Raw genomic sequence first — 26758 nt, 5'->3', positions numbered from 1 at the left:
TTTAATACCTTATATATTTAACCACCTTTAAACTTCTTTATTTATACTAAGCAATATTAAAAGTGTAAAAGTATTTTTAAATGTCTTCTTTTTAAAATGCATGTCGTCTTAAATAGTTGTTTACAGCAATTTGAATGGACATTATACTAACTGCCTAACTTTGAGGAAGAAAGTATGTCTATCAATAATAACGCGTTAAGTACCTACCGGCTTTTAAAAGCAACCGCCGAAGTAGCTGAAAAATCATTAGAAGGTCGTATTCAGCACTATCGTGCTCATCTTAAATCAGAAGAAAAAGAATTAAGAACTTATACGCAAAAAGCAGCTGCCGATTTATTAGGTTGTAATAATCGTACTTTAAAAAGACGTCATGACAACGGTGACTTTGATGATTTAAACATAAAACGCGGCGCCAATGGTCATTATGCTTACACATTAGTAAACATTTTTGCTATGGCTGATATTATGGATATTAAACCAGATCATCGTACTGGTGATGACAAACTGCAAGTTATTGTCATTAATTCTCTCAAAGGTGGCTGTGGCAAAACAACCAGCATGGTTAATATTGCAGCAGCGCTGGCAACTACAAATATTAAGCGCTATCGCATTGGTATAATTGATTTAGATCCTCAAGGCTCTTCTTCAAGCTTTTTTCCTTCAAGCGAGCATGACCCAATTACTGTTGGTGATTTAATGCGTGATTGTATAGATTTAGATGAGGGCGAAACATGGCCTGAATTTGTTTCAAACTCATTTTTACCAACGCATATCCCAAATATTCGTGTACTACCATCAGGTATGGACGATTTTTATTTTGAGCACGAAACTGCAACATTACTCAAAGACACCTCAAATTATGAGCAAACTCGTCATTACCATAAGTTACTTGAAAAAGTAATTAACCCTGTTAAAGACGAGTTTGATATTATATTAATAGATACAGCTCCAACTCTTAACTTTATGTTTTATAATGCATTAATGGCTTCTACTGCGATGCTTATCCCTGTTCATCCAGAAGCTGTAGACTTTGATGCTAATAATAAATATTTAAAACGACTAGGTGAGATTTACCATACCGTTGCGGCACTTGGCCATGAGGGATGGGACTTTATGCAGTTTTTAGTTACCAACTATGTAAAAGGTAATCACTCACAGCGCGATATTGTTAAAGATGTTCGTAGTGCATTCGGTCGCCAAGTTATGAGTTACCCAATCAACCACAGCTCGGCGATTACTGCTAGCTCTTCGTCTTTCAATACTATTTTTGATCAAAAAGCGTCAGACAGCTTAGCAAGCCGTGAATCACTAATGCGCGCTCAAGAAAATATTAAAGATGTGGTCGATGAGCTAGAAATGCTTATTCGTTCAAATTGGCAGTCAACTCAATCAACACTCAATACCCCTAAGTAAGGATGTTAAATAAAAATGGCTAAAAAACGTAAAAATGACACCCGCTTAGATCCTTTTGCAACAGCTGTAGGAAGTAGTAGCCTTGACGCATTACTTGAACAAGCAAATGCTGGTGATGTAATTCGCATGCCAGCACCGAGCGATCCTGAGCGCCAAATTACACTTATTTGCAAAGTGATCGCACACGCTGACATTGAATCTACAACTGGTGTATACGGTAAAAATCGCCGTGTACAAGCACTTCTTAACGAAAAGTCAGTATCGGATATTTTACCTGCCATTGCAGAGGATGGCCGTAATCAGCACCCTGCGTTACTTTGGGATCAGGGTGATAAAAGCTTAGTCTTAGCGGGTTCTCGCCGTCGTATGGCCTGTATTTTAGGTAACGCTGATTATTTAGTACTTAGTTCAAGTGACTTTACTGAGCAAGACGCTAAAATTTTAGCTGTATCTTCAGATCAATATATCGCTCCAAGTTTATGGGAGCTAGGACAAGCTTACCAGCAAACTAAAAATGAGCTTATTGAACAAGGCAAAAAAGGATCTTACAGAGAGATTGCTGCAATTGAAGGTGTATCACACACCGCCATTGCAGATGCTGTTAAAGCGTATGAACAAATACCTGCTGAAGTTATTGCACTCTACCCTACTGCGAATCACGTGGGTCGCGAAGTGGCTAAAAAGCTCATGAGCGCAAAGGAGAGAGACCAAGAGGCGTTTAATCAGCTTGTTAGTGACCTAGCTAGCGATGAAGAGCTAAACGCCATTACAAGTGACGACAAGCGTGCAATGGCAATCACCAAATGCCTAACTGCTGAGCCTCAAGTTGCTGTTAAGCGTGAAGCTGTACTTGAAAATAAGTTTGTATCGGTACAACGCAATTTAAAAAGTGGTGATGTGTCTATCAAAATTGACAATAAAGTGATGACAGACAAACGCTTAGAACAATTAACTAAGCTATTAAGTGCCTTTAATTAGTTAGTTAAATAATGATCTGTCAGACATGTCTACTTAGTTAAATAGTGATCTGACAGATTGTTTTGTTAGTAAAAATCTGATCTTTACTAGCCTAATCCTACCTTAAATAATCATATTTCCTCTTCAAGATCACTTTTTTACTAACTAATCGCCCCCTTTTAGCTATTTGCTCTTGGTTTATTATCATTGTTAGTAAAATTGTGATCTATAACGTGCCGTTTAATTTTTATATTTGTATGTAATGCCTAATATTTTGTGAAATTTTATACTCATTTTTACCTATAAACCGATTTTTTACTAACCTATCAGCTCCAACCAGTTTATATCTTGTTAATAGTGCTTTAGCTCAGAGCACATAAGGCATATACTGGCAGAATTATTTTTAAAATTTAATGCTTAGAGTGACATGTCTGCTAACTTATCAAAAAATGATTTAATGGCTATTTTTGAAGAAATTAAAAATGAGCAGGCTACCCAGTTTCCTCTTTCTGAACGCTTTATTAAAAAACTTTTCCGCGAAAATGTCTTAGATAAAGGCAAAGAGTACTACAAGAAAGGTCAAATCACCTGGCTAGAGCATACCCCTAATTTTTCTGTTGTAGACTCTACCGTGCAAGTGGATAACGGATCATCATTTAACCAACGTATTGAGATCAGTAAAGTACCAACTGGTTATTCTGTTGATACACACTGTTCGTGTAATGCAAAAACCAAATGCCGACATTTAGCTGCTATTTTGTTTAAGCTTAAAATAGAGCACTCTGGTGAATACGGTGAAGATTACTTCATTAATGATTGGTTTAGTGAATTAAGCGCTCTTAAAAGTGGTGATCAACATACACCCTCGCAAGTATTATTATTTGTATTAGATATTGAAAATAACAAAGTATTTTTAACACCTAAAATAGCTAATTTTGAGACTAAAAAGAATTACACGTTAGGCCGAAACCTCACTGAGCAGCAGTTAAATAGTTTCGTAACGCCAAATGATTTACTCGAAAGTGATTTTAGATTATTTAGTTGGATACGTTCACAAAATGCAGTAGGAAGTATTGAGCTAAAAGGCCAATGGGGCTTTAGTGCCCTACAACAATTGATAGCTACTGAGCGCTTGTTTTTTCAGCGCTCTCGCGTGCCAATTAAAGCGCAATCTGGCCAAGCATTGAGTTTTAGTTGGGAGCAAGATAAAGATCTATCACAATTAGTTATTAAGCTCGAGCAAACCCAAAACTGGGCTTTATTAAAAACAACACCGCCTACTTACCTCGATTTAGATCATTTAAAAGCGGGTCGTCTTCGTACACCATTGAGTGCAGACGAAATAGCGCATTTACAAACTATGCCTGCTTTGCATGACGCTAATTTTGACAGAATATACAAACAACTTGCAGATAACTTTGGTGCAGGTGTTATACCGCACCCTACTAACTTGCAGCCAACGTTACCTAAGCTATCTAGTAATGCTGTTTTAAAAGTAACAATGGGCGAGCAAGGTTTATCACTTTCGCTGTTATTTAAGTATAAAAATAAAAACTATTTAGCTGGTTCTGCCCCAGCAAGTACTATAAATAGCGCATTTGAAAACACCGTAACTAACGAGCTAATCAATCTAGGGTTTGAATTTTGTAAAGGGGGTTTACAAAGTGAGCTTGTATTTACAAAGCAATCTCCTATCCATTTGCATTGGCTAATATACGAAGTATTTCCTGGCTTTAAGCAGCGTGGTTGGCAAGTCAGTGTAAGTAAAGTAACAAGCCCTAATCCACAATGTGAAGTGAGTTTACATGTACACCGTGCAGCAGGGCATCAAATGCACTGCAAAGTATTGTTGTGTGACGCAAAAGCAGCGCTGTTGTTTACTAATGCTGATTCGCTTTATCAGTCATTGAATCGCCAAAGTGAACTGTTTTATTACTACCCGCTTGGTCGTCAATTTGGGGTTATTAATAAGTCTGCCATTAACTTATTAAACGAATTTAAAGAACGCTTTGAATTTGTAAAAACACGTGACGAATTTAATATTCCGCTTTCGTATTTACCTGAACTAGTAAAGCACACAGCTATTAATGTAGAGCTTCACGACGATTCACTTGAGCTATATTTACAAGAGTTAAATAATACCGATAAGGCAATGCCTAAGGTTTCATTACATGGCTTAAATGACTCTGTAACACTTCGTGAGTACCAACAGCAAGGCGTTGATTGGCTTAGCTTTTTAAAACGTCATCAATTAGGTGGTATTTTAGCTGACGACATGGGGTTGGGTAAAACACTCCAAGTTATTGCATTTTTAGCGAGTACATTTAACCGCCCTCAAGCAGGCCCTACACTTATAGTGTGCCCAACTAGCTTGGTGAGTAATTGGAAAAACGAAATTACTAAGTTTGCTAAAAGTTTAAAAGTAACCACTATTTTTGGATCAAACCGTAACGATCCTTTACAACACTTAGCACAAGCACAATGCATTCTTACTACATACCCGCTTTTAAAGCGTGATATTGCATATTACTCGCCATTATATTTTGAAAATATAATCCTCGATGAAGCACAATACATTAAAAACGATACCGCACAGGTCTCACGATTAGTTAAACGCTTAAATGCCGACTTTAAACTTTGTTTAAGTGGTACTCCAATCGAGAATAATTTACTTGAGCTTAAATCGTTACTCGATTTTGCTATGCCATCGTTACTTGGCTCTCAAGCCCACTTTAAGCAGCACTTTCAAACACCTATTGAGCGTGAAGCTGATATGCAGAGGGCTGAGCAGTTAAAAGCGTTAATTATGCCCTTTATAATGCGCCGCGCTAAAGCACAAGTAGCGCAAGAGTTACCTGAAAAAACAGAGCTTACAAAAGAGTTTGAGTTTGAGCCTAAGCAAAAAGAAATGTACCAAGGCATTACACGTTCATTAGAAGAGAAGCTAATAGACTTATTTGCCGAACAAGGCGCACAAAAAAGTAAGCTTGCATTTTTAGAGGCGCTTTTAAAGTTAAGGCAAATTTGTTGCCACCCTAAATTAATAGATCCACATACTCAAGCAGGCTCTGCTAAGCTTGAATGGTTAACAACACACTTACCGCTTATGCTAAGCCTGGGTCGTAAGATTATTATATTTAGTCAGTTTACATCGGCACTCGATTTAATAGCTCAACGCCTTGAAGAAATAAACATTAACTTTAGTATGCTTACAGGGCAAACGCGTCAACGAGATAAAGTAATCGACGAGTTTACCAGTGGTAAAACATCCGTGTTTTTAATTAGCTTAAAAGCCGGTGGAACAGGCCTTAACTTAACACAAGCAGATACTGTTATTCATTTTGATCCATGGTGGAATCCCGCAGTAGAAAAGCAAGCGACTGATAGAGCCTACCGTATTGGTCAAACTAATCCTGTATTTGTTTATAAGCTCATAATGAGTAACTCAATAGAGCAAAAAGTATTTAAAATGCAGCAAGACAAGCAAGCTCTTGTTGATGCATTATTTACTGATAAATCAATGAGCTTTACAAAGTTTGATGAGCAGCAAATGTTGTCTTTAATTAAAAACTAAAAAAGATCTAAAAAGTTTTGATCTTTTTATGAACTTAATTAAAAAGCGGACGTCTATCATTATGCTTGTTGATTAATTGCAGTTAACACAAGCATCATGTTGATTTCCCATTTAGTTACTAATTTTAGTAATGATTGAGCCAGCCCATTTTGAGTTGGCTTTTTTTATGTCTAAAATTTAGCGTGCAGCACTTATTTTAAAAGTTTTAATTTTTTTATGAACTTAATTCAAAAAGACGCGTCTACTATTATGCTTGTTGATTAATTGCAGTTAATACAAGTTTTCATGTTGATTCCCTATTTAGTTACTAATTTTAGTAATGATTGAGTCAGCCCATTTTGAGTTGGCTTTTTTTATATCTAAAATTTAGCGTTCAGCACTTATTTTAAAAGTTTTTTATTTTTTTGAACTTAATTAAAAAAGACGCGTCTACTATTATGCTTGTTGATTAATTGCAGTTAATACAAGTTTTCATGTTGATTCCCCCTATTTAGTTACTAATTTTAGTAATGATTGAGCCAGTTCATTTTGAACTGGCTTTTTTTATGCCCATAATTTGATTTGTTTAAATCAACCCGAATAAAAATAAATGATCTTCCGCAAATTAATTTGAATTAATTATTTTGTTATCCGGTCTACTCTAATGCCTGTTGTTATATAGCCTCACCTAATAATATTAGATATTTTGGTGATTATGTATTTAAGTTGCAGCTTGCTCGGGCACATGTTGTTTATCCCTTTGATTACTTAACTTAGTAATATTTGACCAGCTTATTTTAAGCTGGTTTTTTTATGTCTGTAATTTCTTAACTCCCCTACTTCTGTTGTTGGTTATTGGTTATGATGGCATGTCTCTAAATTTTATAAGTTTATTTTATGCTCACTCAAGTACTCACTAATATTGATTGGCTAAGCGCTGGTGCTGGTGTTGCTTTAGGCGCCCTATTTTACGGCGCTGTGTCAACACGGCTTCGCAAAAAGCTACATCTACAAATAAGCGAACAGCAGCAACAGCTTTCCCTGTTACAAAACCAATTTGATAATAAAGAGCTGCAATACAGCGCCTTGCTAGAAGATCATGAACTGCTAGAACATACTCACCAAGAGCAGCGCGATGAAGCCCAGCATTTTAAAACGCGTTTTAGCGAACAAGAAAAACAAAGCATTCAATACAATCACTTTTGGCGTAAAGCCGAAGGCGAGCTTGCAGCGCTTCGTGAACAATATAATCAGCGCGATGTTGAATATAATAATATGCGCACTACCCTTGAGCAAAAACAGCAAAACTTTAGCGAGCAACTCGCGCAAATTGAGCAAAGTAAAAATACGCTCAAAAAAGAGTTTGAAAACCTAGCCAATAAAATTCTAGAAGAAAAATCACAAAGCTTTAAAACCTTAAATCAAGAAAGCATTGAGCAATTATTAAAACCAGTTCAAGGCGAGCTAAAAGGCTTTAGAGAAAAAATGGAATCAATGCACATTGAAGACATAAAACAACGGACTGCACTTAAAACCGAGCTACTGCATTTGCAAGCTAAAAGCCAAGCTATAACAGATCAAGCCGACAAGCTCAGTAACGCCCTACAAGGGCAAAAGAAAACCCAAGGTAATTGGGGCGAGCTTATGCTCGAAAACGTATTAGATAGTGCTGGCTTACGTGCAGGCGTTGATTATAAGCGCGAAGTGTCGTTTAACACTGAAGATGGCCGCTTGCGCCCTGATGTAGTTGTGTACTTACCACAGGGTCGCCACTTAGTTATTGATGCTAAAACTTCATTAAATGCCTATACACGCTACGTGAACGCTGAAAATGATCTAGATGCTAATCAAGCAATTAAAGAGCATGTAAACGCTGTTACTGCGCGTATTAATGAACTTGCGAGTAAATCGTACGACCGCTTACCAGGTATTAACTCGCCAGAAGTAGTGGTTATGTTTGTACCAATAGAATCAGCTTTTGTAGAAGCACTCAAATATCAAAGCGATATTTACCAACAAGCAATCGAAAAAAATATACTGGTAGCTACACCCACCACCCTGCTTACTAGTTTAAATATTGTTAAACAGCTTTGGCGTTTTGAAGAGCAAACCAAATATTCAAAAGAGCTGGCAAGTCGAGCGGAGCGTTTTTATAACAAGCTCAATGGTTTTTTATTGAGTATGGAAGGCGTAGGTAAGCAGCTTGATAAAGCGAAAGAAAGTTACGATAAAGCGTTCTCGCAGCTATACCGCGGTAAAGGTAATTTAATTAAACAAGCATCAGAGTTTAAAGAGCTAGGTGTATCGGTACAAAAAGAGTTACCTAGTGAGAGCGTAGAACGTGCTCAATTAGAATTAGATTAACCCTGATTTATTTTTATTTAGTTTATGTAAGTTAAACCTTAAGGATATTTATGAATAATAAGATTGTAGGAATTGTTTTAATCGTTATAGGTATCGCTTTAATTATGTGGGGATACGACGTGTATGATGCGGCGGCTTCGCAGCTTAGCCGTGCATTTAGTGGCGACACACCAATAGAAGCATGGGCGGGTATTATTGGCGGTGCCATCTGTGTGTTAATTGGTATTAAAAAGCTCAAGTAACCTGAACTTGAATAATTGATCTATTTAAGCAGCTATTTTCAGCGCTAACTACGTTGAATTTAGTTGTAATAGGCTGCACTGCACAGTGTTACTTGGCAAGATAAAACTCTTACAGGGCTTGCCAGCAATTGCATTGTGAAAGAGACAAATACGTCGTGTATTGCAAGTCAAACCTTTAATAATAAACGCTTCTGTAATATTTACCCCAATTATTTCAACTACGCTCGGTTAAATTAGCCAATTATTGCTGCAATCGCTTTGCTAGTGAGATTATTTGTGCATCTTTAATTTATTACGGTTTTGTCTACTAATTTGTACACATCTAATAAATGTAACCATTTTATATTGTATAAATGAGTATAGGAGCAAATTAAAGCTAATGTAGCCTCAATGAAAGTTACCATACCAAGCGAATTTTGGAGTGAATTGAAATCTAAACAGCTTATTGCCCAAAACGCCCCCATACCTGCATAACAAAATAGGTGTGCCATTTATACCAATCCGCAATAATACTTAATCATTTTTCGGGGCTAAACGTGTCGCTACCTGTGTTTAAAAAATCTCATTTACGACTGCATGGATGCAGAAGGTAGAGCAATGCAGGAGCAATTGCCGAGAACAACTAAATAGCGAATTTTTTGCCTAGCTATCAACACGTTTTTCCATCCTCAAAATAGATCACTTAATTAAGCAAATTGGTATTACTTGGCACACCTATGCTTAATTTTTTAAGCAACGCTTGAGAATAAGTGAGTTGATTGTTGAGTGCTTGTATAAGCCCAATTAACACACTCTTGCGCTAAAATCGCGATGGTATCTAAACATGTATCGGGTGCATTAAATACTTGTTCATTTAAAACTAGCGGTATTTCGGTGCAACCAAATAGTACTGTATCGGCACCGTGGGCTAGCATTAGCTCATAACTTTGTTTTAAAAGATTATGTCCTGAGGTTAAATCTCCTGACTTAACCGCCGTTATACCTTGCATTATAAATGTTTGCTGCTGCTCGTTAGGCTCAATAAATTCAATATTGTGCTTACTAAATGCCGTCTGATATATCCGCATATTGAGCGTGGCTGTGGTCGCTAATATCCCTATCTTACGTTTGCCCGTTGCCTTTGCGCGCTTAATAACGCTTTGTACAATACTAATGGTATGCACATCAGCATTTTGCGTTAGTGTGTTGTACCAATAATGCGCAGTATTACACGGTATAACAATGCAACTTACACCTAAGCTAGTAAGTTGGTTAAAACCCTTTTTAAGCTCAAAAAATGGATTTTCATCTTCAATACCCATTAAAAAATTTGTTCTGTCAGGAATTTGCGGGATATTCCTTATAAACATAGGTATGTGCTCTTGATCATTCTTAGCAGGTGATAACGCAATTACTTGATTCATAAATGAGGCGGTAGCCAAAGGCCCCATTCCTCCTAATATTCCTAGTGTTCTAAGCATTGTTATATTCCGATAAGTTGTTACTGTATGGGTTAAAATTATCGTGTTTTTTTGTTTTGAATAATGCTATTATTTTACTGCCCATGCTTAAATTGCATATCCTGAGTGAGTATTATGAATATAGAGAGTAAATGGTTAGAAGATTTTTTGGCCTTATCTAATACAAAAAGCTTTTCGCAGGCCGCAAGGCTTAGGCATATAACGCAACCTGCTTTTAGTCGACGAATTAAAGCATTAGAAGAAGCCGTAGGTGCAGAGCTAATAGATAGAGAGAACTTACCAATTACACTTACCTCAAGCGGTAAAATATTTCATATAACAGCGCGTAATCTAATAAACCAAATGAATAACTCAGTGAGTATGTTAGAAGAACTCTCCTCTGAAGAAATTCACTCAGTAAAGGTTGCTGCAGCGCACTCATTAGCTACGTTTTTAGCGCTAAAACTGTCGAACTTTCATAGTAAAAGTGATCGCAAAGTAGTCCTCAATATAGAAGCCATTGATGTTGATAAAGCCACAGCTACGCTCGAACAGGGCGCATGTGACCTACTTATTGCTTTTGATAACGAACGATTAAAGTTACCTCCGTTTAGTCATCAAAAAATAGGCAGTGCAGAGTTATTGCCAGTGAGTGCCTGCAATGCAAACGGTAAGGCAATATACAATTTAGAAAGTGATGGGTTTGTACCTCACTTAGCTTACAGTTTAGATTCTTATATGGGTAGGCAGTTAGAGCCGATAATATCGGGCTCTAAACTTAAAAAAGTATTTGTATCGTCGATGACAGAGCTTTTAAAAATACAGGCTTTAGAGGGTAATGGCATTGCTTGGTTACCAAACTATGTCATTACTAAAGAGCTAAAAGAGAAAAGTTTAGTTGTGGTTGGCCAAAAGCATCATTGCGTACCTATTACATATTATGCGTATCGGTACCATGCAGCGCTTCACCCTGGCGGCGAGAGCGTCTGGAATAAATTAAAAGAGCTAAATGTATAACGCAAAAAATTACTGTAAACCCCCATTACAGTAAAATGGGCGTTATTAATTTAACGCGCTCACAGTAATATGAATCTGTATTTTAATTATATTCCTATTTTATCATGGATTTTTACTTCCATAATAATTGGGTGTTTTGTCCCTTTTTTTAATTTGCTTAGATAGTGACGAATTATCCATATCATGCAGTGCTGCGGCTTTGGCAAATGAGCCTTGTTGCACTACATCTACAAATAACGTTAATTGATTAGTTATCGACATATCACTCTCCTAAATCCCAGTAAGGTGTATCGCCATAATAGCCACTTGCAAAATCAACAAACGCACGTACTTTACTGGGTAAAAACTGTCTGTTTGCATACACCATGTAAAGCCCCATTGGCTCGGGTTCGTAGTCATTTAAAATGCGCACTACTTTACTTTGAGCCAGTGCTTCCCCTGCTATAAATGTGGGCTGCATAGCAATACCACCACCCGCAATGGCTGTATTTAGTAGCAAATCACCATTGTTAGCCACAAAGTTACTTTCAAGCTTTAGCTCGCTTTTTAACTCATTAACCCCAAATAATCGCTTTGTGGGTTCGCTGTGGGAATAGCGTAAATAATTATGTGACTGTAAATCTAAAAGCGTTTGTGGCGTGCCATGGCGTTCTAAATAGTCGGGTGACGCAAATACAGCTAAACGTATAGGGGCAATTTTTTTAGCTATGAGCGTTGAGTTTTTTAATACGCCAATACGTAGAGCAATATCAATACCCTGCTCTACTATATCTACATATTGGTCGGTGAGCCGTAAATCTAACTTTAAATTTGGATACTGCTTTTGAAAATCAACCAACAAACCTGCTAAATGCTTAGTACCAAACGACATAGGCGCACTAATACTAAGCACACCCGATACATTTTCGCTTAAGTTATTGAGTGAGTTTTCCATGTCTTCAATATCAATAACCACCTGCTGACAACGCTGATAATACTGATTTCCAGCCTCTGTAACACTTACTTTTCGCGTTGTACGGTGTAATAAACGCGTGCGTAGATTATCTTCCAGCGCAGAAATATATTTGCTGACTAACTGCGGCGAAATATCGAGTTTATCGGCCGCTTTTGAAAATGATCCTTCTTGCACAACGGCTAAAAAGGTCTTCATGGTGGTGAGTTTATCCATCTTTAACAATACTTTGTTGATAATGTATAAATAAGTATCATATTTATCGTCAAATTAGAAACTTATATAGTGTTTATAACACGTCTATTTGTTTAAGGTTTTAGTATGACTCAGCCTGCTTTATTTATATCTCACGGTTCGCCAATGATGGCTGTACAGCAATCGGCTACGTCAGATTTTCTTGCATCAATAGGTCAAACGCTTAGTAAACCACGAGCTATTGTGGTGTTTTCTGCCCACTTTGATGAAGCGCACGATATAGTTATTACATCAGGAGATGCGCCGCATACTATTCACGACTTTTATAACTTCCCCAAGCCTCTGTATAAAATTCAATACCCAGCACCAGGAGACCCTAAGCTTGCTAATACTATTAGTGAGTACTTTTACAAAGCGGGTATTAAAACGGTGCAAAATGCAGATCAAGGGTGGGATCATGGTGTGTGGATCCCGCTGCGCTTAATGTATCCAGCAGCTAATATTCCCATTGTTCAGGTGTCTATTAACACGCGTTTGGGCGCTCAGGCGATGTATAAGTACGGGCAGTTACTTGCACCACTGCGCAGCGATAACGTATTAATTATTGGCTCAGGCGGTATTAGTCACAATCTACGTGAAATATTTAAAAGCCCTGCTACACCTAACCGTGTTCAAATGGTTAATGAGTTTACCCATTGGGTTGAGCAAAAGTTAATAACGCAAAACACCCAAGCGTTACTTAACTATTTAAATGAAGCACCCTATGCTTTATTTAATCACCCTACCCAGGAGCACTTTTTACCTCTTTTTGCAGCGCTTGGAAGTAGTGACGGTAAAGCCGAAAAAATACATGAGGATATAGAAATGGATATTTTAGCGCTTGATGCATACAAGTTTTATTAATTTTCATCAGTACGATGCAAGTACTTAGTGGTTTATTTAATCAAAGTGTAATGGGGGTTTACGAAGAGGTGTTGGGCTAATCCTTTTGGGGAGAATATCACCCGAACTCCTTTTGCAATTTAACGCTTTGCTAAGGGGCAATTAGCAGTTGGCTAAACTTGCGCGAAGCGCCAAGCCAACTGTTAATTGTCCCAGTGAGTTTACGAACGAACTTGAGCAACTTATAGTTACTCCGTTCCATTAATTAATGTATTTACCTATCTCATTAATACATGGAATATGCTTCTGTTGATTACGAATATTTGAGCGGAAACAATTAATGTTTGTAACAAGACTTTCGGATCAACAGGAGTAATTTGTTTCAATACGCATACTCAGGGATTGTCGTAATGCCGACTATCTATAAGACCTGCGAGAAACACTATTAGCCTCTATCTATTCTTTCACTTTACCTCTAGGAGGCCCAAAATGGAAGCCTTTAACGTCTCAGATTTTGCTGCCCTTATCGGGATCGATTGGGCCGACCGTAAACACGATATTTGTGAAATAAATCGCGACACAAATACACAACTTTTAAGTGTGATTTCCTCTGAACCTAAGTCAATCAATGCATGGGCGCTTGAGTTAAAACAACGCTACAACGGCAGACCTGTTGCTGTCGCGTGTGAGCTAAAAAAAGGCCCACTTATATATGCACTCAGTAAATTTAAGCACATTGTATTATTTGTGATTAACCCATCAAGTGTTGCTAAATACCGTGCAGCATTTACGCACAGCGGGGCTAAAGATGATCCTACTGATGCGATTATTCAAGTTGAAATTTTACAACTTCATATGGATAAATTAACGGTTATTAGACCTGACTCAGAAGACGTTAGGTGTCTTGCGCAGCTTGTCGAATATCGCCGTAAATTAGTACAAGATCGTGTTAATTTAACCAATAAAATAGCTACAACGCTAAAAAATTATTATCCCCACGTGATTGATTGGTTTAAAGAAAAAGACACTCAAATATTCTGTGACTTTTTACTGCGTTGGCCCTCTCTTACTCACGCTAAAAAAGCGAGAAAACAAACACTACTCGACTTCTTTAATCAACATAATTCCCGCTACCCACTCGTTAATGAAAAGCGGATAAAAGAAATAAAGGATGCTGAAATTCTCACCGATGATATGGCGGTGATCACGCCAAACTTATTGCTTATTGAATGCCTCGTTCCGCAACTTAAACAGCTGATGTTGGCAATAACACGATTTGATGACGAAATTAAAACACTTTATAAGCAACATGCAGATCGCGCTATTTTTGATAGTTTACCAGGTGCAGGCCCACAATTAGCACCTCGACTATTAGCCGCTATGGGGTCAAATCGTGAGCGCTATAAGTGCGCCGCTGACATACAAAAATACGCAGGCATTGCTCCAGTAACCGAACGCAGTGGCAAGAAAGAATGGATACACTGGCGGTACTCATGCACTAAGTTTTTAAGGCAAACGTTTGTGGAATGGGCTGGATTATCTGTGCGTTATTCATTTTGGGCTAAAGCATATTATCGGCAGCAAGAAGCCAAAGGAAAACCTCATAATACCATCATCAGATCATTGGCATTTAAGTGGATACGAATCCTATTTAGGTGCTGGAAAACACATACGCCCTACGATGAATCAACTTACTTAACCGCATTGAAAAGTAAGGGATCACCGCTGTTAAAATTTGCGGTGGAAAGTGAGCTTTAGCGCTTGCTGTCCACCTCAGGGCGTGTTGTTATGTAACACTTATCCAGAACCTTTCATGATGTTCTTATTTAGCTGCTCAAACTCTTTCATTAACTTGTCACAATCTGCCTTTTTAGCTTGGCAGAGTGCTGACATTTGAATGTAAATTGCTTGGTTTTTCTCAAGGACTTTACGTTTTATCGCTGCTGGGTGAGCTGTGTGAGTCTCGGGAGTAAACGACCATAAAACCAAGTTAGACTCTTCTTTATCTTCGATAATAGTCCAGCCTCCTTGGAGGCTTAAATTTGTACCATCTTTATTTTTCAATGCTTGAAGAGCTAAGTCGACTGTTTTATATCCAATAGAACTATTTTCATTTGCAGATGATGGGAAGGCTAATAGTGCGCCCATGAATGCTATAGGTATAATTTTCACTAAACTCTCCGTGTTACATAACACTTTAGTATTTATGCGACACGCAGTTTGTGTTGCATAATCGCTTGTTGGACTGAGGCGCTACCTGCTCGGTGTGTCAGAGTTGGTGTTGTTTATGCTATGGGAATTTGCTTTTTAGAGGCTCTAGCTAAATCAGCTAATTTAATAAGCTTACCTATTATAATTTAAGCTTTCCCTGCATTGCTCAGCGTTTATTATCTATTCATTAAACCGAATGTTTAACCGTTAAGCAAGGATATTTTTCGCTCGCACAGTCGCTATTAGCCTGAGCAATTAAGCAGGTTAACTTATTGATTTGATGCAGCAAGCAAGGCTGCTAACTCGTTCGCGCTATTTTATTTGTCGCCTCATCTAAATTCATCACACCAATAAATCGTAAGGTACCCGTCTTGCATGACTGGCAAGACCAATGGGGTATTAATCGTTCTTGCTCTACCTTCGGCTTCACCGCTTTGCATGGGGTTGCTGATACTTGAGCCTTTATTAACCCTAACTTTCGCTTGTGACACGCATTAGCTAAAAAGCCATAGTGGCGAATGCGCATAAACCCTTTGGGCAATACATGTTGTAAGTAGCGCCGTAAAAATTCATCACAACTCAGAGTCATGACTTTATCGCGGTTGTTATCTGCATAATCGCGGTATTTAAAGCTCACTGTTTCTTCAGTCGCTGACACTAATCGCGATTCTGACATCACGCCTTTTCGGGTATAACGAGCAAGGTAACTAACTAGCTTTTCACTGTACGTTAAACAGGCTTTGCTATACACGCACCATTTGGTTGGTGTGCTTACCTTCGCGAATGAACTATCGCATTCATTGAGCGCCGCGAGCATTTTCCCTCTAAACACTGTTGATAATGCTTTAATGGGGTATAAATAGCCTTTTTCTATTTCATGCCAGTGCGCTTTATCAAGCGCGCCTGCGGGTATCAAGCAATGCAGGTGAATATGCTGACTTAAGTTCTGCCCCCACGTATGCAGTACGCTTGTCATGCCTAACTGGCCATGCCTCTTTCGTTTCGCAAATTTACACAGCGTTTGCCATGCGGCTTTAAATAAACAGTGATATAACGCGTTTGGGTTGTAGTGCGCAATGATATTTAACTCATGCGGGAGCGTAAAAACAAGGTGGAAATACCGACACGGTAATAAATCTTCCTGCTGTTTTTGCACCCATTTAGCCGTAGCCATCCCTTGGCAACGTGGGCAATGGCGGTCTCGACAACTACACCCAATTTGTTGTACTTCACTACAGTTATCACATTGCCATGCTTGATAACCGAGCTGCCCCGTTCTGCATGATTGAAGGTGTTGGCAGACTCGTAACTGTTGATAACTCATTATGTGGTGCTGCCGATAATTCCCAAGGCCAGAATTTAAAATATCAGCGAGGTGCAAGCCGCTCATTGGTTTCCCCAACTTGCGAGTAAATCAATGCCACCATGCCCTAATTCAGGTAACCAGTGTAAGTAACTTTGCGTGGTTCTAATGTCACTATGACCAAGCTGATGTTGAAGTTGATGAAGCGGCATCCCTAACTCAAGTTGATGTGTTGCATAAGCATGGCGTAATACATGTGGATTACAGTGCTTTAAACCACACATTTGTGCATGTTTTTTCAATACCTTTCTGAAGCTTGAGGGTGACATAGGTTTATCCATTAACCATCGTGAATAAAACATCCAGCCCGTTGGGTGATACATTTTCCAATAGCAACGTAATTGATTTAGCACGCTATCTGATACAACAACATAGCGTGACTTATCTCCTTTACCATGTTCAATTAAAATGGTTTTACGCTGTCCATCGATGTCTTGCACTTTGATCCGCAGCAGTTCGCCAATACGCAAACCACATCCATAACACACCACTATCAATGTTTTTAAGCGCATATCCGTGCAACTTTCTATAAGTCGTCGAATATCATCACGCGATAAATAAGTAGGTGCCCGAGGTTTTGCTTTAGGCAAGGCTATTTCTAAGTTCAGTGGGCGGTGTAAAATATTCTTAAACAAAAACCAAATGCTGTTTATTTGTATTTTTTGACTCGCTCTGGAGAGCTTGCGAATGGCGGGATCTTTAAAAAAGATATTCAGCTCATCATCAGTAATTAAATCGAGTGGTTTATTAAAATAATGGCTGAGTTTAAGTAAATGCTCGCAGTAACTTTTACAGGTACTTTGTGAATAACCACGGTAGGCTATTTCAGTTTTGACTTGTTCAATGAGTGTGTTCATGACTTACCTCCAAATATGGGATAACCCCAAGGTAAGTGTGGCTCAAATGGACAGAATAGGATCTCCGCGTAGCGGCTTAGTTCAACAGCTTTATCAGAGGACACTTTCCCTATTTTAGCGTGAAAACGTCCTTATTTTGTGAGCTTACATTAATAGCAAATAGTGTAAGTGATTGCCAGTTATAAATATTATGCTTTCTGTAACTCATATAAACTTGTAAAAATGAGGAAAGTATCCTCTTATTCTAACTAAGCTAACGCCCCCTGAATGACGATAGAACGCTCATAACTGCCTATCAATTGCACTCTACAACCCGCTATTTAATCTTCATTGCTTATTTATTTTGTACTGTTTTTGGCTGGCTTAAAGCGCATTATAAATATATGATATTGATAATTATTTGTATTAACGGGTTTTGAAAGATGAGTATGAAAAAGTCTATGTTAACTCTGGCGTTAGTTACGGGTTTGAGTGGTTGCAGCACAACAACTGTGCCGCCTGATAAAAGCTCAACGCTTTATTACACTGCGCTTTATAATGCACAAGCAAAGCCTGTTAGCTCTGTATTATTAGAGCCCACGCTATTAAATGCCGATGTGGTTTTAGTAGGTGAATGGCATACGCACCCGGGTGTGCATTTATTTCAGGCTGAGTTATTTGAGCAATTAAGCAAAAGTAATAAACGCACTGCCCTTTCGCTTGAACAATTTAGCCGCGCCGATCAGCTTACTTTAAACCAGTATGTTAAAGGTGAAATTGGTGAGCAATACTTAATTGATAACACCCAAGCGTGGCCTAACTACAAAAGTGATTACCGTGCGTTGGTAGAGCTGGCAAAAACGAACAATAGCGATGTAATAGCTGCCAATGCGCCTAAAAATATTGTTACCTGTATTGGCAGGCAAGGCATAAGTTATTTAAATAAACTTGATGATAAACAGCGCCGCTACATTGCAGCCACTATTGATACGTCCCCCAGTGATTATAAACAACGCTTTATGGCATCAATGCACCATGGTACGCCAAGTCAAAACGAAAACTATTATGCAGCGCAAGTTACGTGGGATGAAACCATGGGGGAGTCTATTGTTAACTATTTAAATGCACATAAAGATGCGCAGGTAATGCATATAGCGGGCGATTTTCATGTAAAAAATGGCGAAGGTATAGCGCGTGTTATTAAGCGTTTAGCGCCAGAGTTAAATGTTGTTTGGATATCGCCGGTAACAAGTGTGCAAGCAAATCAAGATGGGTACCAATTGCAGGCTAACCCTTTGCCACCTCGTTATGTTCAAAAAGCGCATCAACAAGCGGCTTTTAAAGCGTTAGCTAAACGAGGCAAAAAAACACAGTGCCAATAATAGGTTGGCACTGTGTTTGATTAATACACCCTTTGCTATTTATTTAAGTGTAAATGTGCCTTTCATCATGGCGTAGTGGCCAGGGAAAGAGCAAAAATAAGTGTAATCTGTTTTGGCGGTTAAGCCGCTGGTATCAAAAGTCACTTGCGCTGATTTACCACCGCCAATAATGTCGGTAGCGGCAAGTACGCGGCTATCGTCAGGCTTTAAGAACTGGTTGCTAAGCCCTGCTGCGTTGCCATCGGTGATAATATCTTGCATGTCTTGCTCAGTAGATAGCACCCAGTTATGACCCATTACATTGGCAGGTAATTTACCTACATGATTAAGCTTTACGGTTACTTTTTTACAGCTTTTAGGAGCGCTTAGTGTTTTAGTTGAAAACTGCATCATATCGTTTGCATCTATATTTAGTGTGCATTCGTCTGCATATGCAGCATTGGCACTAAATAGTAGTGCAAGGCTTATTAACTTTTTCATACGGTTTCCTCTGTGTTAGCTAGGTTGTTGCGTGCTTGATTGGTTAGCTCAACCAGCGCTTTACGTACCTCTAACGGGCTGTTGCACAGGGTTTTAAAGTTAATAAAGTAATTACGCTTTTGGCTTTGTATATAAAAGCCTGTGGGTAATAGGCCGCTCATTATTGGGGTGTTATCAGCTACGCTGTAGTGCTGCATTAATATGAGCGACATAGCATCTTGATGATCTTCATTCATGTGGTTAATCATGCTTTGCTGCTGGCCTTCGTCCCAGTTTTTAGCCTCGCCTTGCCATTCGTTTTGTTCAAGCCAAAATATTTTGCCAAAGCCGCCAATGTAACGCACACGCACTACGTCTAATTGCCATAACTGAAAGTCGTGCGCGTTGCGATAGCTAGCGGCTTCGGGGTATAGGGCAATATAATTATCAAGTAAAGTGTGTGCTTGCTCACTTGACACAATAGAGCCATCGCCTACGAGCGTTACGCGGCCGTGCTCGTTTTGATCGCCACTGTCGGTGGCGTCAAATACGGTAAGGCTCATACGAGAGTCGTGCTTTAAGTTTTTAGTGTGCTGGGCTATATCGCTAATAAAAAAGTAAACACGGCCTTGTTCGTCGCACATATAGGGGGTTACTGAGCCAAACGGGTAGCCGCGTAAATTATTAGAAATGGTCGACATGACACCAGCATTGGTTTTGTAAACCAATGTGCGTGCATCGTTTAACGCTTGCTCTCTCATAAAAACTCCTGACGTTGAGAAAAAACCATGGGTGCATCGTTATAAGGATGAGGGTTTACGTGCAGTTTCATGGCGTACATTTGTTGTAAGTTTTGTTCAGTTAGTACGGTGTTTATAGGCCCACTTTGCAGCACTTTTTTGTTGTGCAGTAAAATAGCATCGGTTGCATAAAGGCTGGCCAAGTTTAGATCGTGTATTGCAATAATGGCGCTGTTACCCTGCTCTACAAATGCTTTAACGCAGCTGAGCAAAGCATGTTGATGGCGCATATCAAGTGCTGATGTAGGCTCGTCGAGCAGCATTAGTTTTGGCTCGGCCGATTGTGTAAAAGCGTTTAGCTGCGCTAAAGTACGCGCCATATGCACGCGTTGTTGCTCCCCGCCCGAAAGCGCACTTACGCGGCGATTTAAATACTGGTTTAAATCCATAATAGCGGCGTATTTATTTACTTTTTCGCTTTGCATTTTTAATGACTCTACATACGGGTAGCGGCCCATTGCAATAAGCTCAAATACAGTAAAATCAAACCCTACGTGGTTTGCTTGCATCATCACTGCGCGCTGTGTGGCTAGGCGTTTTTTAGCGTGATAGGCCAGCGGCTTAGCATTAAAAAGTACACTGCCTGTAAAGGACTGCATACCTGCTAAGGTATGCAGTAAAGTAGATTTACCCGCGCCATTTTCACCAAGTAATGCAACAAGTTGGCCTTGTTTAGCACTGCCATTAATGGTGTTTAAAACGGTATGGTTGCCAAAGCCAACGCTTAGGTTGTTAAACGTGATCATGACCAACCTCGCTTATTTTTAACGATTAAATAAATAAACAGTGGCGCACCTAAAAGCGCAGTAATAATGCCAATGGGTAGCTCTGCTGGCATGATCACAATGCGTGCTAGCCAGTCAGAAAGTAGCAATACCACTACGCCAATTAACATACAAAGCGGCAGCATATTACGTAAATGCGGCCCCACCATTAAGCGGGCAATATGCGGGACTACTAAACCAACAAACCCTATTAAACCGGTAAGCGCTACAACCGCACCTACCCCTAATGCAACAAGTATAATTACATATAGTTTGAGCTTGTTGGTGTCTACTCCTAGGTACTGAGCTTGTGACTCGCCAATAAGAAGTAAGTTCATGGGATTTTTTAATCGCCACAGGCCAATAAGGCTAATAAAAAGTAAAGGTGCTGCTTGAATAATTGTGCTCCAGCTTGCCCCGCCTAATGAGCCCATGGTCCAGTAATTTATTAATCGTAATGCACTGTCATCGGCAAAAAAGCTTAGTAGCCCAATAACCGCAAATGCTAATGCGTTAATAGCAACCCCCACTAATATAAGTGTGGTGATATTAATTTGCCCTTGCTGCTTGGCAATAAAATATACCAGCGAGGTAACACCAAGCGCCCCTAAAAACGAGGCATAAGGTAAATACAACTGCGCGTTAAAATTAAACTGCGCGCTAAGTGCTATAAACGCCACTGCAACCATAGCCGCACCCGCACTAATGCCAATAATAGATGGGTCGGCCAATGGGTTGCGGCACAGCGCTTGCGTTGACGCGCCTGTTTGGGCAAGCACCAACCCTACAAGCACTGCAAGGACAAAGCGTGGCAAACGTATTTGCATTACGACATTTATTTGCAGCGCATCAAACTGATTAAAGCGCTCGGGCGCAAGCCAAGCAATGGCTAAACGCCAATCCCACCCTGCTGGCCCATACCCTATGCTAAGTAGCGCCAAAGCAAAAATACACACAGAGGCTAATAGCATCCATTTATGGGTTTGGCTAAGTGTTACAGGCTTAAAACGGCTCAATGTTAGGGTGTTCATAAGTGGGCTTTGTACTCGTTAAGCTCATTAATTGCTGTGGCAATACGTGGCGACATGCCAAGCGAAAGTAGGCTATCCATTACAAGTAAGTTACAGGTTTGCGCCGCTTTTAATAAGCGTAGTGTAGGTTGCTCACAAAAAGCCTGCTTACCGCCAAGGCTGTGTACCACATGGGCTGGGGCTACTAAAAAGTCGGGCTGATTTATAGCAAGTACTTCGGTGTTAATTGCTTTAAAGCCTGAATGCGTAGCGCCTATATTGGTAATGCCTGCATAGCTAAATAATAAATTAGGGACGGTTTCTTGTCCTGCGGCAACAAGCCCGCGCTCATTAGCTGAGAGTAAAAATAGCGCGCTGTGTGTTTGCGCTTTTGCTTTTTCAGGTAATGATTTTGTAATGTGCGTAATAAGTGTTTGTGCTTTTTGCTTAGCGTTTAAATCGTCACCTAAGCGTTTTATTAGCTCAAGTAGCTCGTTAACTGAGGTCGGCTTTTTATAATGAATTAGCTTAACCCCTGTTGCCTCAATTTGCTTAAGTGCTTGGCTTCGCCCTGCGCCTTCAAGCGCTAACAAGGTGGTTGGACGCATTGAAAGTACGCCTTCTGCCGCTAAATCGCGATAATAGCCCACTTGCGGTAATTGCGTGGCTTGGTGCGGGTACATGCTCGATTGATCAACCGCTACAAGGGTATTTTGTTTGCCTAGCGCATAAATTATTTCAGTAAGGGTGCCGCCAGCGCTAATAACGCGCTCTTGTGCAAGTGCAGATTGGGCCATTAAAGCAAACAATATAAATAAGTATTTCATTCCATACTCCGGTTTTATTTTTCGGCTATTATAACTGATTAAATCTAAATGAAAATGATTATCATAATTAATTGATCTTAATTTGACTTAGTTGTAACATCCCCGCCATAAATAATAACTATTATCATTTGGAGTTAAAATGAATCCCCCTGCATTTAAATTTACTGCTATAGCAACCTTATTACTTAGCTCAGGCACTGCATTTGCCGAAAACATAATTGACGATCATATTGTTGTGAGCGGCTCGCGCTTTGAGCAAAAGCTTAAAGATGTAACAGGCTCAGTTACTGTTATTACAGAGCAAGACATAGAGCGCCAGCTCGCTGTAGATTTACAAACCATGTTTAAATACGATTCAAGCATTGCAACTACTGGCAGTGGCGCAGGCGCGCAAACACTTACTGTACGTGGTGTTGGCGGTAACCGTGTTGTATTTATAAAAGATGGCCGACGCACTAACGATGGCTACGCAGGCGGAGGGGGTTATTTAGTTGGCCGCAATTATTTTGATGTAGCAGGTGTAAAACAAGTAGAAGTCGCCAAAGGCGCTGCATCGTCTTTATATGGCTCTGACGCACTCGGTGGTATTGTGGTCATAACCACTAAAGATCCAAGCGATTATTTAAAAGATAACAGCAGCTTTGTAAAAATGGCACTGGGGTATCAAGGTCAAAGCAACCAAGTTGCCGCCGATATTACTGCGGCAAAAGACTTAGGCGATTTTGCAGTAAGCGCGGTTTATAGCCACCGCGACAGCGAAGAAGTACAAAACTATGACGAAAACTTACCCGGTTATGATGCGAAATCAGACGCTTTATTAGTTAAATTTGAGCAGCAGCTAGATGAAAAGCGCACACTTAAATACACCCTTGATTACTTTAATCAAACAACTGAGCAAGTAATAACCCCCGCTGTTCAAGAAACCGAAGAAGATGACACGAGTTGGTCACTGGCGCTCGATTACCATTCAGAAGTAGCAACCGCTGCGTTTGATAAATGGTACGGACAAGTGTCTTATAGCAGTTACGAGCAACAAAGCGATCAAATCAGTGGTGCAAGTATTTACACCGATTATAACGACTATCGTTTTGAGCAAAATATTTTAGGTTTAAAAGCGGTATTTAATAAAGGGTTTAACGCAGAGAGTGCCGATCATGAAGTGGTATACGGGATTGATATAGACTTATACGACACCACCCGCCCACGTTTTAAAACCCGTATTTTAGTCGATGGCACTGTTGATTTTACAGACCAAAAACAAAAAGCATTCCCGGGGGCTGATACCTCTTTAATTGGCGCTTATGTACAAGACAGTATTTCGTTTAATAACAGCGCGTGGTCGGTTATTGCAGGTATTCGATATGATTACTACACCCTAGAGGCTAAAAATGATGAGCTATACGCCGATGCGCAGCTTGGTGATATTACCGAATCTGCTTTTTCGCCTAAGCTAGGTGCTATATACCAAGTGGATGATAACTTGTCGTTGTACGGGCAATACGTACGAGGCTTTAAAATACCACCACACGACCAAGCCTATCAAAGCCACGGCGTTGAACCGTTTTATCAAATATTACCAAACGCCGATTTAGACCCTGAAAGCAGTGATTCGTTTGAGCTTGGGCTAAGATACGCCAGCAGCGATATTAGCGTAAATTTAAGTGCTTTTTATGCAGCATACGATGACTTTATAGAAACAGCCGTAGTAGGTGTTGAGCCAACGTACATTCCTGGCGTAAACAAAACGCTGTATCAGTACCAAAATATTAGCGAAACACAAATAAGCGGTGTTGAAGCAGGAATTGCCATGTATGTAGCTGAAAATATACTACTAGAGGCAAACGTGGCTTACGTTGATGGTGAAAATAAAGAAACCGATCAGCCACTTACAAGCATTAGCCCGTTAAATGGCTCAGTATTGTTAAGTACAGAACAGGGTAATATTAACTGGACCGCCGCGTTGCGTTTGGCTAAATCGCAATCGGATGTAGTACTTGATACAAGCGGTAATAAAACTACGCAAGGGCATGGCTACGGCGTTGTTGATTTATACGCAAACTACGAATGGCAAGCATGGCAGCTAAATGTAGGTGTACTTAACTTGCTCGATAAAGAATATGTACCTTTTGAGTTGATTGCAGGTCAATCACAAGCTGCTGATTTTAGCCAATACACCCAACCTGGGCGTAACTTTTCAGCCAAAATAAGCTATGAGTTTTAATTAGCGTTTAATAAATACCAAACGTTGCATGGCTATGCAGCGTTTGCCTACCGCGTATTTACTCAATTTAAATTACTTAATAGTGAGTATGTTTAAGCAAATTTGTACACACTTAATTCGAAGTAACACTTTATAAAACCAGTGCTTTTAAAGCTAAAAAGCGCTGGCTATTTATAAATTAATTAACCGATAAATCTTTTGTTTCTAGATAGCTTGGTAGGCTTTTAAAACATGCCTCTAGCTTATTTTTAAGCGCTGTATTAATTGCAGCATTACACTTTAACTCCCCATTATATTCACCTTTAGTCAGTGGCACTAAGCTTAACGAGTCATAGCTTGGCTTGCTTTTTATTTTATGAATTATCAAGCCTTGTTGCTCTGTTAGCTTTATTAACGAAAATGCATTTTTTTGTGCTTTATCTGTCGTGATTTTCTCAACATATAACGGGTTTTTAAAGGTTAGTGTGACATTAAAAAGCACTCTGCCACCGCGTTCAAAATGGCCGTTAAATACGGTTATGTTTAAGGTGGGTGTTTTTTTATTTATTAATAAGTTTAGGTCAAACTTGGCTGGTAAAATGGTGATCAACCTTTGCTCGTTTGCTGCTTTTTTTTAAACACTTTTGATTTTTTTTAGGTTGGTGTTATTTGTAGTTACTTCATACACTATTTGGTAGTTGTGTGGAGGGGCGTATAAAGGCATGTGGCTGGCAAGTACTTTATCGCCGGCTAAAATAAGCGCCATACCATGGAAGCCATTATAGCTGTGGGTTTTGTGTGAATTGTGTTGAGGTGTATTTGCGTGCGCTGCACTCGATAATAAAATAAAAAATAGCAGTATGTGTTTCATGTTAGTGCTCAAAAAATATATATAGCGCCACTATAAGCTAATTTTTATATACAAATAATCGATAATAAGTGATTAGTTGTTTCCTTTTGGTTAATACGGTTTGGCGCTATGCATTTAGATGACATTGAAAAAGTAATTCATATGGCGGGTTCGCAAAATCTGCATACAACCGCTAAGCACTTTAATATTACCCCAGGTGCGCTGTCTAAAACGCTAAAAAAGGTTGAGGCAAACTTAGCCACGGAGCTGTTTAACCGTGTAGGTAAAACCTTAGTACTCAATGATAAAGGCAAAGAGTTTGTTAAGCACAGTAGCGATTTAGTTCATAATTACCAGCAGCTTACTAGCCGTTTTAAAAGCGATAATCATAAATTTAATGCGGTTATTGCAGGCCCTGCCATTTTACTCAAAAGTGGCGTTAAAAAGCTGCTTACACCCCTTAGTAACCTGCCTTGCTCGGTGCGTATTAATAATGTATTTGAAGGTGAAGCCATAAGCCAAGTTGCATCAGGTTCGGCGCATATTGCGCTAGTTACTCGCGAGGCATTAAACAACAGCTCACATACTAATTTAGTGGCGGTTGACGTATTTAATACTGAGTTTAGTGTAGCTGCGTCTCCTTCACATCAGCTAGTACAAAAAGGCTTTTTAATACTCAATAAAAACCAATTACTACAGTTGTCTTTTGCATGCCCGTTGTTTTCACCACTGTGCGGCCTTGAACAAGGTATTGGCTCCGACGGTTGGCAAGATGAAATAGCCCCGCGTAATATTGTATTTAGATGTAGCGATTACAGTGCATTAATAGAGGTGGTACAAAGTGGCTTGGCGTTGGCATATTTACCAAATTTCGTGATTGACGATTTAGGGCTTAAAAAATTAACTGTAAAGGGGGTTAACAGTCACTACAATGAGGATATTGTAATGATTTATAAGCCATCAACAGCAGATGGCTGGCTTAATAAACTCATGTATTCTCTGTAAAGTATTTATTAATTTAAGCTAAATTCAAAGTATTACT

23 protein-coding genes and 1 pseudogene are annotated in these 26758 nt (G+C 39.4%); 11 read left to right on the top strand and 13 right to left on the bottom strand.

Annotated elements, in window-relative coordinates:
- Positions 1 to 174: 174 nt before the first annotated feature.
- The 5 genes from RB214_RS18935 (at position 175) to RB214_RS18915 (ending at position 8529) form a co-directional block, all read left to right on the top strand.
- Entirely contained in the window at positions 175 to 1413 is a 1239-nt protein-coding gene (locus tag RB214_RS18935) for an AAA family ATPase (protein ID WP_024596524.1), read from the top strand.
- Between the two features lie 15 nt (positions 1414 to 1428).
- On the top strand, positions 1429 to 2391 hold the full coding sequence (locus RB214_RS18930; protein ID WP_165743962.1) for a transcriptional regulator: 963 nt from the start codon (positions 1429 to 1431) through the stop codon (positions 2389 to 2391).
- Between the two features lie 406 nt (positions 2392 to 2797).
- Positions 2798 to 5944 carry a DEAD/DEAH box helicase gene (locus RB214_RS18925; protein WP_309169116.1) on the top strand — a complete coding sequence of 1049 codons (3147 nt, stop codon included), beginning with the start codon at positions 2798 to 2800 and terminating at the stop codon, positions 5942 to 5944.
- Positions 5945 to 6820: 876 nt separating this feature from the next.
- Positions 6821 to 8287 carry a DNA recombination protein RmuC gene (gene rmuC / locus RB214_RS18920; RefSeq protein ID WP_182196439.1) on the top strand — a complete coding sequence of 489 codons (1467 nt, stop codon included), beginning with the start codon at positions 6821 to 6823 and terminating at the stop codon, positions 8285 to 8287.
- Between the two features lie 50 nt (positions 8288 to 8337).
- Positions 8338 to 8529 (top strand): DUF3185 family protein, encoded by a 192-nt coding sequence (locus tag RB214_RS18915; protein WP_024596528.1) that lies wholly within the window; start codon positions 8338 to 8340, stop codon positions 8527 to 8529.
- 728 nt (positions 8530 to 9257) lie between these two features.
- Here the strand turns inward: RB214_RS18915 and RB214_RS18910 are convergent.
- On the bottom strand, positions 9258 to 9932 hold the full coding sequence (locus RB214_RS18910) for an amino acid racemase (RefSeq protein WP_309169106.1): 675 nt from the start codon (positions 9930 to 9932) through the stop codon (positions 9258 to 9260).
- Positions 9933 to 10103: 171 nt separating this feature from the next.
- On the opposite strand from RB214_RS18910, the gene RB214_RS18905 reads away from it, so the two are divergent.
- Entirely contained in the window at positions 10104 to 10985 is an 882-nt protein-coding gene (locus RB214_RS18905) for a LysR family transcriptional regulator (protein ID WP_182748275.1), read from the top strand.
- 144 nt (positions 10986 to 11129) lie between these two features.
- Here the strand turns inward: RB214_RS18905 and RB214_RS18900 are convergent.
- Together RB214_RS18900 and RB214_RS18895 are read right to left on the bottom strand one after the other, a co-directional pair.
- Positions 11130 to 11246: pseudogene (locus RB214_RS18900) on the bottom strand (LysR family transcriptional regulator); the annotation flags it as partial.
- A gap of 1 nt (position 11247) precedes the next feature.
- Entirely contained in the window at positions 11248 to 12153 is a 906-nt protein-coding gene (locus RB214_RS18895; RefSeq protein ID WP_309169103.1) for a LysR family transcriptional regulator, read from the bottom strand.
- Between the two features lie 105 nt (positions 12154 to 12258).
- On the opposite strand from RB214_RS18895, the gene RB214_RS18890 reads away from it, so the two are divergent.
- Positions 12259 to 13035 (top strand): class III extradiol ring-cleavage dioxygenase, encoded by a 777-nt coding sequence (locus RB214_RS18890; RefSeq protein ID WP_288984674.1) that lies wholly within the window; start codon positions 12259 to 12261, stop codon positions 13033 to 13035.
- A 468-nt stretch (positions 13036 to 13503) separates the two neighbouring features.
- Complete coding sequence (locus RB214_RS18885) at positions 13504 to 14772, top strand: IS110 family transposase (RefSeq protein WP_002963310.1); 1269 nt, start codon at positions 13504 to 13506, stop codon at positions 14770 to 14772.
- A 39-nt stretch (positions 14773 to 14811) separates the two neighbouring features.
- On the opposite strand, the gene RB214_RS18880 is transcribed toward RB214_RS18885, so the two are convergent.
- The 3 genes from RB214_RS18880 to RB214_RS18870 form a co-directional block, all read right to left on the bottom strand.
- Positions 14812 to 15162, bottom strand: coding sequence for a molecular chaperone DnaJ (locus RB214_RS18880; RefSeq protein ID WP_125825555.1), 351 nt, complete (start codon positions 15160 to 15162; stop codon positions 14812 to 14814).
- Between the two features lie 361 nt (positions 15163 to 15523).
- Positions 15524 to 16615, bottom strand: a complete 1092-nt coding sequence (locus RB214_RS18875) for an IS91 family transposase (protein WP_309169100.1) — start codon at positions 16613 to 16615, stop codon at positions 15524 to 15526.
- A complete protein-coding gene (locus RB214_RS18870; protein ID WP_309169099.1) occupies positions 16612 to 17445 on the bottom strand; it encodes a tyrosine-type recombinase/integrase in 834 nt (277 codons plus the stop codon). The genes RB214_RS18875 and RB214_RS18870 overlap by 4 nt, the downstream gene beginning before the upstream one ends.
- Positions 17446 to 17873: 428 nt before the next feature.
- Here RB214_RS18870 and RB214_RS18865 point away from each other — a divergent pair, with 428 nt between their 5' ends.
- Complete coding sequence (locus RB214_RS18865; RefSeq protein ID WP_165743969.1) at positions 17874 to 18806, top strand: ChaN family lipoprotein; 933 nt, start codon at positions 17874 to 17876, stop codon at positions 18804 to 18806.
- A gap of 39 nt (positions 18807 to 18845) precedes the next feature.
- On the opposite strand, the gene azu is transcribed toward RB214_RS18865, so the two are convergent.
- From azu to RB214_RS18840, 5 genes are read right to left on the bottom strand one after another with little or no spacing between them, the layout of a single operon-like run.
- Positions 18846 to 19286: an azurin gene (gene azu, locus RB214_RS18860; RefSeq protein ID WP_309169098.1), complete on the bottom strand. Its 441-nt coding sequence runs from the start codon at positions 19284 to 19286 to the stop codon at positions 18846 to 18848.
- Complete coding sequence (locus RB214_RS18855) at positions 19283 to 20026, bottom strand: DUF2470 domain-containing protein (protein ID WP_309169096.1); 744 nt, start codon at positions 20024 to 20026, stop codon at positions 19283 to 19285. The genes azu and RB214_RS18855 overlap by 4 nt, the downstream gene beginning before the upstream one ends.
- Positions 20023 to 20811, bottom strand: a complete 789-nt coding sequence (locus tag RB214_RS18850; RefSeq protein WP_165743972.1) for a heme ABC transporter ATP-binding protein — start codon at positions 20809 to 20811, stop codon at positions 20023 to 20025. The genes RB214_RS18855 and RB214_RS18850 overlap by 4 nt, the downstream gene beginning before the upstream one ends.
- Positions 20808 to 21860 carry an iron ABC transporter permease gene (locus RB214_RS18845; RefSeq protein WP_165743973.1) on the bottom strand — a complete coding sequence of 351 codons (1053 nt, stop codon included), beginning with the start codon at positions 21858 to 21860 and terminating at the stop codon, positions 20808 to 20810. The genes RB214_RS18850 and RB214_RS18845 overlap by 4 nt, the downstream gene beginning before the upstream one ends.
- Positions 21857 to 22666 (bottom strand): ABC transporter substrate-binding protein, encoded by an 810-nt coding sequence (locus tag RB214_RS18840; RefSeq protein ID WP_309169092.1) that lies wholly within the window; start codon positions 22664 to 22666, stop codon positions 21857 to 21859. The genes RB214_RS18845 and RB214_RS18840 overlap by 4 nt, the downstream gene beginning before the upstream one ends.
- 139 nt (positions 22667 to 22805) lie before the next feature.
- Between RB214_RS18840 and RB214_RS18835 the strand changes: the two genes are divergently transcribed.
- On the top strand, positions 22806 to 24887 hold the full coding sequence (locus RB214_RS18835) for a TonB-dependent hemoglobin/transferrin/lactoferrin family receptor (RefSeq protein ID WP_309169091.1): 2082 nt from the start codon (positions 22806 to 22808) through the stop codon (positions 24885 to 24887).
- A gap of 178 nt (positions 24888 to 25065) precedes the next feature.
- Here the strand turns inward: RB214_RS18835 and RB214_RS18830 are convergent, their stop codons facing one another.
- Together RB214_RS18830 and RB214_RS18825 are read right to left on the bottom strand one after the other, a co-directional pair.
- Positions 25066 to 25476, bottom strand: a complete 411-nt coding sequence (locus RB214_RS18830; RefSeq protein WP_309169089.1) for a hypothetical protein — start codon at positions 25474 to 25476, stop codon at positions 25066 to 25068.
- Positions 25477 to 25500: 24 nt separating this feature from the next.
- Positions 25501 to 25737: a hypothetical protein gene (locus RB214_RS18825; RefSeq protein WP_309169088.1), complete on the bottom strand. Its 237-nt coding sequence runs from the start codon at positions 25735 to 25737 to the stop codon at positions 25501 to 25503.
- Positions 25738 to 25845: 108 nt separating this feature from the next.
- Between RB214_RS18825 and RB214_RS18820 the strand changes: the two genes are divergently transcribed.
- Positions 25846 to 26721 carry a LysR family transcriptional regulator gene (locus tag RB214_RS18820; RefSeq protein WP_309169087.1) on the top strand — a complete coding sequence of 292 codons (876 nt, stop codon included), beginning with the start codon at positions 25846 to 25848 and terminating at the stop codon, positions 26719 to 26721.
- Positions 26722 to 26758 lie beyond the last annotated feature (37 nt).

The sequence above is a fragment of the Pseudoalteromonas sp. HL-AS1 genome (assembly GCF_031198785.1).
Lineage (GTDB): Bacteria > Pseudomonadota > Gammaproteobacteria > Enterobacterales > Alteromonadaceae > Pseudoalteromonas > Pseudoalteromonas distincta.
Note: the sequence above shows the minus strand (reverse complement) of the source record. Positions and strands in the feature narration are given on the sequence as shown.

What these genes read in the sequence shown, in the direction of transcription:
- RB214_RS18855 (WP_309169096.1), bottom strand. Translation starts at nt 20,026, where the DNA reads ATGAGAGAGCAAGCGTTAAACGATGCACGCACATTGGTTTACAAAACC.
- RB214_RS18925 (WP_309169116.1), top strand. Translation starts at nt 2,798, where the DNA reads ATGTCTGCTAACTTATCAAAAAATGATTTAATGGCTATTTTTGAAGAA.
- RB214_RS18835 (WP_309169091.1), top strand. Translation starts at nt 22,806, where the DNA reads ATGAATCCCCCTGCATTTAAATTTACTGCTATAGCAACCTTATTACTT.
- RB214_RS18840 (WP_309169092.1), bottom strand. Translation starts at nt 22,666, where the DNA reads ATGAAATACTTATTTATATTGTTTGCTTTAATGGCCCAATCTGCACTT.
- azu (WP_309169098.1), bottom strand. Translation starts at nt 19,286, where the DNA reads ATGAAAAAGTTAATAAGCCTTGCACTACTATTTAGTGCCAATGCTGCA.
- RB214_RS18895 (WP_309169103.1), bottom strand. Translation starts at nt 12,153, where the DNA reads ATGGATAAACTCACCACCATGAAGACCTTTTTAGCCGTTGTGCAAGAA.
- RB214_RS18825 (WP_309169088.1), bottom strand. Translation starts at nt 25,737, where the DNA reads ATGAAACACATACTGCTATTTTTTATTTTATTATCGAGTGCAGCGCAC.
- rmuC (WP_182196439.1), top strand. Translation starts at nt 6,821, where the DNA reads ATGCTCACTCAAGTACTCACTAATATTGATTGGCTAAGCGCTGGTGCT.
- RB214_RS18850 (WP_165743972.1), bottom strand. Translation starts at nt 20,811, where the DNA reads ATGATCACGTTTAACAACCTAAGCGTTGGCTTTGGCAACCATACCGTT.
- RB214_RS18865 (WP_165743969.1), top strand. Translation starts at nt 17,874, where the DNA reads ATGAAAAAGTCTATGTTAACTCTGGCGTTAGTTACGGGTTTGAGTGGT.
- RB214_RS18870 (WP_309169099.1), bottom strand. Translation starts at nt 17,445, where the DNA reads ATGAACACACTCATTGAACAAGTCAAAACTGAAATAGCCTACCGTGGT.
- RB214_RS18820 (WP_309169087.1), top strand. Translation starts at nt 25,846, where the DNA reads ATGCATTTAGATGACATTGAAAAAGTAATTCATATGGCGGGTTCGCAA.
- RB214_RS18905 (WP_182748275.1), top strand. Translation starts at nt 10,104, where the DNA reads ATGAATATAGAGAGTAAATGGTTAGAAGATTTTTTGGCCTTATCTAAT.
- RB214_RS18930 (WP_165743962.1), top strand. Translation starts at nt 1,429, where the DNA reads ATGGCTAAAAAACGTAAAAATGACACCCGCTTAGATCCTTTTGCAACA.
- RB214_RS18935 (WP_024596524.1), top strand. Translation starts at nt 175, where the DNA reads ATGTCTATCAATAATAACGCGTTAAGTACCTACCGGCTTTTAAAAGCA.
- RB214_RS18880 (WP_125825555.1), bottom strand. Translation starts at nt 15,162, where the DNA reads ATGGGCGCACTATTAGCCTTCCCATCATCTGCAAATGAAAATAGTTCT.
- RB214_RS18885 (WP_002963310.1), top strand. Translation starts at nt 13,504, where the DNA reads ATGGAAGCCTTTAACGTCTCAGATTTTGCTGCCCTTATCGGGATCGAT.
- RB214_RS18875 (WP_309169100.1), bottom strand. Translation starts at nt 16,615, where the DNA reads ATGAGCGGCTTGCACCTCGCTGATATTTTAAATTCTGGCCTTGGGAAT.
- RB214_RS18890 (WP_288984674.1), top strand. Translation starts at nt 12,259, where the DNA reads ATGACTCAGCCTGCTTTATTTATATCTCACGGTTCGCCAATGATGGCT.
- RB214_RS18915 (WP_024596528.1), top strand. Translation starts at nt 8,338, where the DNA reads ATGAATAATAAGATTGTAGGAATTGTTTTAATCGTTATAGGTATCGCT.
- RB214_RS18845 (WP_165743973.1), bottom strand. Translation starts at nt 21,860, where the DNA reads ATGAACACCCTAACATTGAGCCGTTTTAAGCCTGTAACACTTAGCCAA.
- RB214_RS18910 (WP_309169106.1), bottom strand. Translation starts at nt 9,932, where the DNA reads ATGAATCAAGTAATTGCGTTATCACCTGCTAAGAATGATCAAGAGCAC.